This window comes from Desulfurivibrio nitratireducens, from assembly GCF_044068515.1.
Classification (GTDB): Bacteria; Desulfobacterota; Desulfobulbia; order Desulfobulbales; family Desulfurivibrionaceae; genus Desulfurivibrio.
Window position 1 is genome coordinate 1 of the sequence record NZ_JBIPKI010000065.1, and the last position, 9,102, is coordinate 9,102.

7 protein-coding genes are annotated in these 9,102 nt (G+C 61.5%); all 7 read right to left on the bottom strand.

Going from position 1 to position 9,102, the window contains the following annotated elements; all coding sequences use genetic code 11:
* Nucleotides 1-84: 84 nt before the first annotated feature.
* Complete coding sequence (locus tag ACHHTY_RS11335; RefSeq protein ID WP_395494273.1) at nt 85-1,821, bottom strand: NAD-dependent malic enzyme; 1,737 nt, start codon at nt 1,819-1,821, stop codon at nt 85-87.
* A 30-nt stretch (nt 1,822-1,851) separates the two neighbouring features.
* Complete coding sequence (locus ACHHTY_RS11340; RefSeq protein WP_395494274.1) at nt 1,852-4,011, bottom strand: TRAP transporter permease; 2,160 nt, start codon at nt 4,009-4,011, stop codon at nt 1,852-1,854.
* Between the two features lie 106 nt (nt 4,012-4,117).
* Nucleotides 4,118-5,119, bottom strand: a complete 1,002-nt coding sequence (locus ACHHTY_RS11345) for a TAXI family TRAP transporter solute-binding subunit (protein ID WP_395494279.1) — start codon at nt 5,117-5,119, stop codon at nt 4,118-4,120.
* 334 nt (nt 5,120-5,453) lie between these two features.
* Nucleotides 5,454-6,473, bottom strand: a complete 1,020-nt coding sequence (locus tag ACHHTY_RS11350) for a cyclic nucleotide-binding domain-containing protein (RefSeq protein ID WP_395494275.1) — start codon at nt 6,471-6,473, stop codon at nt 5,454-5,456.
* A gap of 255 nt (nt 6,474-6,728) precedes the next feature.
* A complete protein-coding gene (locus tag ACHHTY_RS11355) occupies nt 6,729-8,024 on the bottom strand; it encodes a Y-family DNA polymerase (protein ID WP_395494276.1) in 1,296 nt (431 codons plus the stop codon).
* Nucleotides 8,024-8,779, bottom strand: coding sequence for an SIR2 family NAD-dependent protein deacylase (locus ACHHTY_RS11360; RefSeq protein WP_395494277.1), 756 nt, complete (start codon nt 8,777-8,779; stop codon nt 8,024-8,026). The genes ACHHTY_RS11355 and ACHHTY_RS11360 overlap by 1 nt, the downstream gene beginning before the upstream one ends.
* A gap of 61 nt (nt 8,780-8,840) precedes the next feature.
* Nucleotides 8,841-9,102 (bottom strand): hypothetical protein (locus ACHHTY_RS11365; RefSeq protein ID WP_395494278.1); only part of this gene is annotated, 262 nt, incomplete at its 5' end.

Sequence of the window (9,102 nt, forward strand, 5' to 3'; positions counted from 1 at the left end):
CGGGAACGCACCATGAACGGCGCGTTCCCGCTGGGGATTATTGGCTGGTTTACCGCAGTCTCGGAGTTTGGAACCCCCTTATCCTCAACCCGGTACCAGGGGCAGGTAGCGAGGCTGCCAGCGCATGCCGTCGATCAGGCGCATCAACCGTTCGGGATCGCCTTCATGCTGGAATGTGCTGAAGGCACAGGGGCCGGCCACTCCGTTTTCAATGGCGCTTTTCCCCACCGCGACGGCTACTTCCCGGCTCACGGCCTTCAGGTCCTGAACCAGGGGCAGCAAGACTCCCTGTTCGAGATCCACGGCCGGCACCTGATCGGCTACCGCCCGGGCCGCCGCCGTGAAGAACTGGGGCAAAACCTCGCGGGCGCCGGAGGCCAGTACCCCCAACCCGACGCCGGGGAAGATGAAAGCATTGTTGCACTGCCCCACCCGGATAGTGCGGCCGTCGCGAACCAGGGGGGCAAAGGGACTGCCGGTTCCCACCAGCACCCGGCCGCTGCTCCACTGGTCGAGGTCGGCGGGCCGGGCTTCGCTTTGAATGGTCGGGTTGCTCAGGGGCAGAATGACCGGACGGTCTGTATTGGCCAGCATCGCCCGCACCAGTTCCTGATCGAAACAGCCCGGTTGCCCGGAGGTACCGATCAGTACCGTGACGCCGGCCTTCTTCACCACGTTGAGCAGCGAGGCATCCGCCGCCTCCTTCATCCAGGACAACTCGGCCGGATCCTTGGCGAACTTTTCCTTGTAGGGTTCCAGGCGCCGATCGGTGGTGACCAGCCCCCGGCTGTCCACTGTGAAAATCCGGGCTCGGGCCGCCGAGGAAGAAATCCCTTCTTCCAGCATAGCAGCTTCGATCTGCTCGGCAATTCCGATACCGCCGGCCCCGGCCCCGTGAATCAGGTAAACCTGGTCGGTCAGTTTCTCCCGCTTGACCCGCAGGGCCGAGATGATAGCGGCCAGGGTAATGGCCCCGGTTCCCTGGATATCGTCGTTGAAGGAAACCAGTTCGTGGAGATAGGTATCACGGATGGCAAAGGCGTTCTGCTTGGAGAAGTCCTCCCACTGGCAAAGGGCCTGGGGGAACACCTCCTTGAAAGCCCGGGCAAAACGCTGGACGAACTCGATGTATTCTCCATCCTTGAGCCGCGGGTGGCGCCAGCCCAGATAATTATGGTCACTCAACAAGGTCTGGTTGTCGGTGCCGACGTCCAGGGAAATCGGCAGGCAATGCCAGGGAGCGATCCCCGCCCCCTGGGTATAGAGCATCAGCTTGCCCACGCAGATGGCAATGCCCCCCACCCCCTGGTCGCCGATGCCGAGGATTCCCTGGTTGTCGGTGACCACCGCCACCCGGATCTGGCGATCAACGAAGCCGCGGAGAATCTCCCGGGCCCGATCGATATTGCCGGGGAAAAAATGGAGACCGTGGGCCTTGCGGAACATGGAAGAGTAATGGCGGCAGGCCTCGCCCACGGTGGGGGTATAGATTATGGGCAGGTAGCGCTCTATATCGCTGGCGATAAAGGCATGGGCCAGGGTGACGTTGCGGTCGAAAAGCGAGCGGATGTAGATGAACTTTTCAATATCGGTACTCTTTTGCTCGATGGCCAGGCGGCTGTTTTCGATTTGCTGATCCAGGGTCCGCACACTGGGCGGCAGGACGCCGTGGAGGCCGAAGCGGTCGCGCTCCTCCATGGTAAAGGTGGTACCCTTATTGGTGAAGGAATTGTCGCAAACGCCCAAACCTTCGTTGAGGACCACGATTTCCCGGGTGTTGCCATACTCGTCATAGTTGAAGCGATAGTTATTGTGGGGCACGGAAACCTCCCTGGCGATTAGATTAAATGGTTAAGATTGGGGCGCGGGATCTCCCTTCGCCCCGGCGGCGATTTTACGCTGCCAGACAAACAATGCCACCGCGATGGTCATGCCGACCATATCGGTCACAAAGGCGCCCGAGATCATGGCCACGGCTCCAACCAGGAGCACCAGCCGCAACGGCTTGGCGATAATCCCGAAATAATACCCCTGCACCGCGGCCGCCAGCAGGTAAACCCCGATCAGGGCGGTCACCATGGTGCGGCCCACCACCGTCCATTCGCCCACCATCAGCAAGGATGGACTGTAGAAGAACATGAACGGGACGATAAAGGCGGCCAGGCCTATTTTGAAGGCGGCCACCGAGGTTCGCATGGGGTCGGAGCCGGCCACGGCCGCTCCGGCATAGGCCGCCAGGGCAACCGGCGGGGTGATGGCCGACATCACCGCGTAATAAAACACGAAAAAATGCGCGACCAAAGGGGTGATCCCCATCTGAATCAAGCCGGGGGCGACCACCGCTGCAGCCACCGCGTAGGCCGCCGTGGTGGGCATGCCCATCCCGAGCAGAATGGCGATTACCATGGCAAAAAACATCGCGAGGAGCTGGCTGGCTTCGGCCAGGCCCAGCAACAACGAAGAGAAGCGCAGTCCCACCCCGGTCAGCCCGATCACCCCGACGATGATCCCGGCGCAGGCGCAGACCGCGATCAACTGGATGGACATTTTGGCCGCCGCTTCCAGGGCATTCACGGTGCCCCGGGGGCCAAGCCGGTGATTGGTGAGCCAACTGACCACGATGGCGCTGACCAGGGCCGTGGTTCCGGCCCGGATCACCGAATAGCCCATGAACAGGGCAACGATCAGGATAACCACCGGCAAAAAGAGGTAGGCCTTTTTCAGCAGCTGACTCACCACCGGCAACTCATGGGCCGGCAAACCCTGCAGGCCGACCCGCTTGGCCTCGAAATCTACCATGAAATAGACCGAGGCAAAATAGAGTACCGCCGGGATCAGGGCTGCCACGATCAGATCGGTATAGGGAATCCCGGTGATCTCGGCCATGATGAAGGCGCCGGCCCCCATGATCGGCGGCATGATCTGGCCGCCGGAGGAGGCGGCCGCTTCAATGGCCGCGGCGCTGCGCCGCCGGTAACCGACCCGTTTCATCAGGGGAATGGTGAGCGAACCGGTGGCCACCACGTTGCCCGCCGAGGTCCCGTTGATCATCCCCATCAGGCCGCTGGCGAAAACAGCCACCTTGGCCGGCCCTCCCCGGGCCCGGCCGGCCAGGGCAAAGGCGAAGTTGACAAAATAGTCGCCCACCTTGGAGGCCTGGAGGAAGGCCGCGAAGGTGATGAACAGCACGATGTAGGTGGACGAAACCGCCGTGGTCGGCCCCAAAATGCCGTTATCGGTATAGATGTAGGTGAAGAAACGGTCGAATTTATAGCCGCTGTGCTGCAGGAAGCCGGGCAGGTAGGGGCCGGTGAAGGAGTAGGCGATAAAAACCCCGGCAATCACCACCAGGGCCATCCCGGCCACCCGCCGGGTGAGTTCCAGGATCAGCAACACCCCGGCCAGGGCCGTCAGGTAGTCGGGCTGGGTCGGCATGACTCCGGCCCGGAACTGGATGGCGTTGAGATTGAAGAGCAGGTAGCCGCAGACTGAAATGCTCCCCAGGATCAGGGCCAAATAATACCAGTCCAGGGCCCGCCGCCGCTTACGGGCGACCCAGGAGGCCACAATGGCGAGGATCACCGAGACCAGCAGGGCCTGGGAGAAGGTCTTGAACAGCCAGGGGGGCGGGTTCATCACCCCCATGCCATGCCGCAGCAGAAAAGCGTAGCCGATGGCACCCAGGGCGTAGAGGGCCGGAATTCCGGCGACCACCATGGGTAGGTATTCCAAGTTGGAACGGACGGGCTTTATCCGGGCCGGCGACGCCGACGCGACCAGCAGGGCATAGCCCAGAACCAGGCCGCCGGCCACGTGGATGATCCGGAAGGCCCAGGTTTCAATGGGATAGACGTTCAGGACCATCAGGTGAAATACCGTGTAGCTCACGCAGGCCCAGAACAAAAGGTATCCTATCCAGGAAGGCAGGTGGTGCTTGCCACCGAAGGCAGCATCTGCTTGGTCGGTACCCGAGGCAACAATCCGCCCCGGCTGAGTTGTCTCGGTGCTCATCAGGGATAGTTCTCCGACGATATGCCCGCCCTCATCTACGGGGGGGAAAATGGGGACGGATCACCCTCCCCCGGCGAACCCGGGGGAGGGGAACAGCCGATGCAGCTCAGCTTTTGGCTTCGGGCGGAATCAAGTGATCGGGCACTTCAAAACCTTTCTCGCGGTAGTAGCGGATGGCGCCGGGGTGGAACCACATGAAGCCGTTGTTAACCATGTTTTCAGGCAGGGTTTCGACGGCGGAGCGATGGATTTGCAGCATCCGGTCGTTGTTGTCCAGCACCACCTTCATGATCTCGTAAACCAGGCTCTCCGGCATATCTTTGCTGGCGATGGCGAAGTTCCACATGGCGATGGTGGGCGTAGACTTGTCCAGGCTCCGATAGGCGGTGGCGGGGAGGTCAAAGCGGCTGATGGAGGGATACTTGGCCAGCAGTTTCGCCATCTCTTCCTCGTTGACCGAGAAGACATTGGCCGGATGCTGGGCCTCGAGCTGGCTGAAGGCGGGAATCGGTACCCCGGCGGCGAAGGCGAACGCATCGATCAGACCATCCTGAACCTGGCCGACCTGGTCGCTGGCGCCACCGTAACTGACATTGACCCTCAGACCAAGGTCGGCGAAATAGCGCGGCCAGTAAGACCCGGCCGTCCCGCCGCGCGGGCCTACGCCCACCCGCTTGCCATTGAGGTCGGCGACTTTGGAGATGCCCGAGCGCTGAAGGGCGATGATCTGGAAAGGAGTCTGATACATCGGGAACATGGCCCGCACGTTCTGCATCTTGACGCCGGGGGCGATCTCGCTTTCTCCGGTCCAGGTATCATAACCCGGACCCATGGTGGTCATGCCGAACTCAAGATCGCCGGCGTGAACCAGGGCCATGTTCTGGGTCGGGCCCCCGGTTACTTCGGCGGTGGCGTTGACGCCCAGAAATTCCTGGACCAGGTTGCCCCAACCGGCTCCGTAAACAAAATAAACACCCCCCTGGGAGGCGGTGCCGACCTTGATGGACGACGGCCAGCCGGTCCGATCCTGAGCCAGCGCGGTGCCGCCGACCATTACGGTGGCAGCCAGCGCGATCCCGGTAACGAGCTTGAAGCAGGTCTTGAGCATCATAATTTTTCTCCTCGGTGATGGGTGGATAAGTTGGTTTGCCGCCCGGGGCAACAGCCCAAGACAACACACAACCACGCTTCCGGCTTTGCGAAGCCGAAAGAATAATGTTTAGCAACTGGCATAAGGGATGTCAACAAAAACCAAATGGCGCCTGATCGCTAAAAAATGGTCGAAGTTCGTTATTTGTCAGGCAAAAATCGCCGCTGGCCCAACCACCGGCGCCTGGGCCGAGCTGGCTGCCGCCGGCCGCTAGAGCTTGATCCGCCCAACCAAAACGCACAAATTGTTGAACATGCCTGATTTAACACAGCCCTGGGCCGCAGCCTCAGCTTCAGCCCTCTTGCCGGAGGGCCTGAATTGTTTCCTGGTCGAGGCGGTTGCTAAGTTTAAGATGAACGGAAAAAATGTTTTCCAGCAACTGGAGCGGTTGGACCGCCAGGACAAGCCCGTCAAAGGACCTTGGCTGCCGGCCGCCGGCGGGAAATGTCACTTGCAGATTGCGGCCCAACAGCAGGCGGGCATTTTCCCGTTTGGCAATATGGACCACCAGGGCTAGACCTTCCCGGGAAATGTCGACCAATTCCACTTGGAACCCCCGGCCGGCAACTTTTCCCGCCTGGTCGCTGATCTGGACCATCACCTTGCGGGTCAGGGGGAAACGCCGAGATCCCCGACGTTCCAGGCCTTTTTTTCTGATTACCTCATCGATGTCGTTGAACCTTTGGCAATAGTCCCTGATTTTTGCTTCCAGGCCGGGATGCCTTTCTTCCCAACCGGCAAGTTTCTGCTTGGGAAGTACGGCAATATTGACCGGAGTCAGGGCAGTCAGGCTGACGGTCCAGAATGAAGGGGTAAAAAAATTCTCTCCGGCCACCTGGCCCCGGCTGAGAGATTTTATATAAATTTCCCGCTGTTCCTTGAGGTAGGAAACCTTGATTCTGCCCTGGTTGATAAAATATAGTTCGCTGTTGGCCGCGCCCTGGCTGACGATGGTCTGCTCGGCACCATAATCCCGCTTCTCCATCCCATGATAGATGGTGTTGAATTCCTCCTGGGTCAGAAATTCAAGCAGGTTGGTCCAGGCTTGCAGTTGACCCCGCTCAATCCCGGCGGTTTTTTCCTGTTCGATGATTTCGCCGGAATGGACGATCTCGGTCAGGGCCAGGGGATCGATATCGTAGAGCAGTTTCCGCAGCCGTTCGGCGTTGGCGAAATCCTTGGCCTCGGCCCGTTCAACAATGAGGTCAAAAAGCGCCTGTAACGCTTCCTCCTTGCGCCCGACGGCAGCCAAGCGCAAGGAGGCCGCCTCCCGGTCGGCCAAACATGCCCCGTTCTGGCTCGCATCATTCATGGCTGGTCCTGTTTTTGTTGAATTTTGTTTCCCTGCGCCGGCCCATAGTGCTTACCGATGAACATCAACTCCATCTCCTGTCGTCAACCAAGACCGCCTGCATGGCTTGAGTCTGCCGGCCAGAATCTTGAGGCAATGCCGCCCTGCCCGGTCCCTGCCCTGTGGGGCATACCATGTGGCAGCCGGGCGGACTGCTCATGCCAGCCGGGACAATGTACTCCGGCAAGCTTTGCCGGCAAGCTTTTTCCCATCCCATCACCGCCGATCACGACGCCGGCCATCGGTCGCCTGGACAAGAGGGAGTTCCTGCCAATTGGTGGTATAGGAGGGGGATTTGCGCATCTGTTTATGGTGCCAGGGCTTGCTCAACCCGGCCGAGGCATACTGGAGGGTGTCCCGGCCCCAGATCCGGTTGATCCGGTCCAGGGCCTGCTGGAGGTTGCCGCGGTTGCGGCCGGGGGGGACGAAAAGGTTGGCCTGGTGGATCCGGGCGGGGATCAGGTCGGTCAGGATCACCCCCACTTTCTGGTAGGCATAGCCCGGCCGAAAAAGCTCCTTGAGGCAGCGGACCGCCTGGGCGATCAGCACCGAGGTGTCGGCGGTGGGGCCGGCCAGGATCAGGGTTCGGCCGGCGGCGTACTGGGACTGGTCGGCCCGGAAACGGTTGGTGGTCAGATACAAGCTCAGGCAGCCGGCCTGGAGCCTTTGTTGGCGGAGCTTCTCGGCCGCCCGGGATACGTAGGAAACCGTGGCTTCACGCATCTCGGCCAAGGTGCTTACCGGAGTGCCGAAGGAGCGGGAACAGGCCAGGGAGTGCGGCGGCGGCGGGCTTTGCTCCAGGCCGAAACAGGGGATCCCCCGCAGTTCATGGCTGGTGCGGACCCCGGTGACGCTCAGATTGCGCCGGACCCAGGCTTCGTCGGCCCGGCTCAGATCAAAAGCGGTGCGGATGCCCCGGCCGGCCAGCTTGCGGCTGGAGCGCGGCCCGATTCCCCAGATTTCCCCGACGGCAATCCCCTTGAGGACGGCAGCTATATCACCTTCCGGCAACAGGGCAAAGACTCCGTCGTACTCAAGGTTTGTCTTGGCCAGGCGGTTGGCGATCTTGGCCAGGGTCTTAGTGGCGCCAAAGCCGATGGAAACCGGGATTCCGGTGTATTGACCGATGATCTGGCGGATCCGCCCCCCGAGCCGGCGCAGGGTATCCTCGGCAGCCCCGGGCAGGCGAAAGAAGGCCTCATCGATGGAATAAACCTCCACCTCGGGCTCAAGAGCTCCCAGCACCTCCATCACCCGGCGGGACATGTCACCATAAAGGGCGTAATTGGAGGAAAAGATCCGGACCCGGTGGCGTTCGAGCAGGGCTTTGCAACGGAAACAGGGTTCCCCCATGGCGATGCCCAGGGCCTTGGCCTCGTTGGAGCGGGCGATCACGCAGCCGTCGTTGTTGGAGAGGACCACCACCGGCTGGCCTGCCAGCCCGGGATTGAAAACCCGTTCGCAGGAGACATAGAAGTTGTTGCAGTCCAGCAGGGCAAAGATCGATGACATCAGTTTCCCGCCTTGGGCTTCATTTTTTTAAGTTCGGCCACCAGGGCGGGGATCGTCGCAGCAGCCGGGCCCTCAAGAAAAATATCGGTCAGGGAGTCGGTGAGGGGGGTGCGCTCCAGATTGATCTCGATGATGATTGCGCCCCGCTCCTTGGCAAGGACGGGAATCGTGTTGGCGGGAGCCACTTCGGCCGAAGTGCCGACCAGCAGCAGCGCCTCGGCGGCCGAGGCCAGCTGAAAGGAGCGCTCCAGCGCGGCGGCGGGAATATCCTCGCCGAAAAAAACCACGTCCGGCTTGAGGACCATGCCGCACCGGCAACGCGGGACCGCCTCTTTGCGTTTGGCCGCGGCGCGATAGCTCCGACCACAACCCGGGCAGGACAGGGTGCCGGCATTGCCGTGATACTCGATAACCCTGGCGGCCCCCGCGGCCTGATGGAGATTGTCGACGTTCTGGGTGATAATCTGGTCCAGCCAGCCCAGCCGCTCCAGTTCGGCCAGGCCAAGGTGGGCCGGATTGGGCCGGGCCTGGGCAATCAACTGATCCATCTCCCTGAGCATCGCCCAGACCTTGCGAGGATCCTGCAGAAAGGCCTCGATCGTGGCATACTCCGCCGGGTCGTACCTGGCCCATAACCCGGCCGCGCTGCGGAAATCGGGAATCCCCGATTCCACCGAAATTCCGGCCCCGGTAAGAGCCAGGGTCAACCGGGAACCATGCAGCGCCGCCGCCGCCCGGGCAATCAAGCCGCTCATCCCGCCTCCTCGCCTCCTTTAACCCCGGCCCCGGCCGGGTTGCCGGCAATTTGCCAGAGTTTTATCTCTTATTATTGAAGATCCGAAAACGTTCTTCCGCTCCCAACATTTCATAGGGTTGGACCAGGGCCTGCCGGTAATGGGCGTCGGCTTCGGCCAGCACCAGGTCAAGCTGGGCCTGCAGCAAGCCGCGGGTTGCTTCCCGGCTGGCGGCCAGTTCCCGGACCAGTTCCTCTTCATGGCCGGCCCGCAAGCGGTTTTCCTCCGTCTTGAGCAGAGCAAAATCGGCCGCCACGAAGGTGCCCGCCGCCGCCACGAAGGTC

Bases quoted from the DNA above. Each gene is read 5' to 3' on its own strand.
- ACHHTY_RS11355 (WP_395494276.1), bottom strand. From the start codon at position 8,024: ATGTCATCGATCTTTGCCCTGCTGGACTGCAACAACTTCTATGTCTCC.
- ACHHTY_RS11360 (WP_395494277.1), bottom strand. From the start codon at position 8,779: ATGAGCGGCTTGATTGCCCGGGCGGCGGCGGCGCTGCATGGTTCCCGG.
- ACHHTY_RS11350 (WP_395494275.1), bottom strand. From the start codon at position 6,473: ATGAATGATGCGAGCCAGAACGGGGCATGTTTGGCCGACCGGGAGGCG.
- ACHHTY_RS11345 (WP_395494279.1), bottom strand. From the start codon at position 5,119: ATGCTCAAGACCTGCTTCAAGCTCGTTACCGGGATCGCGCTGGCTGCC.
- ACHHTY_RS11340 (WP_395494274.1), bottom strand. From the start codon at position 4,011: ATGAGCACCGAGACAACTCAGCCGGGGCGGATTGTTGCCTCGGGTACC.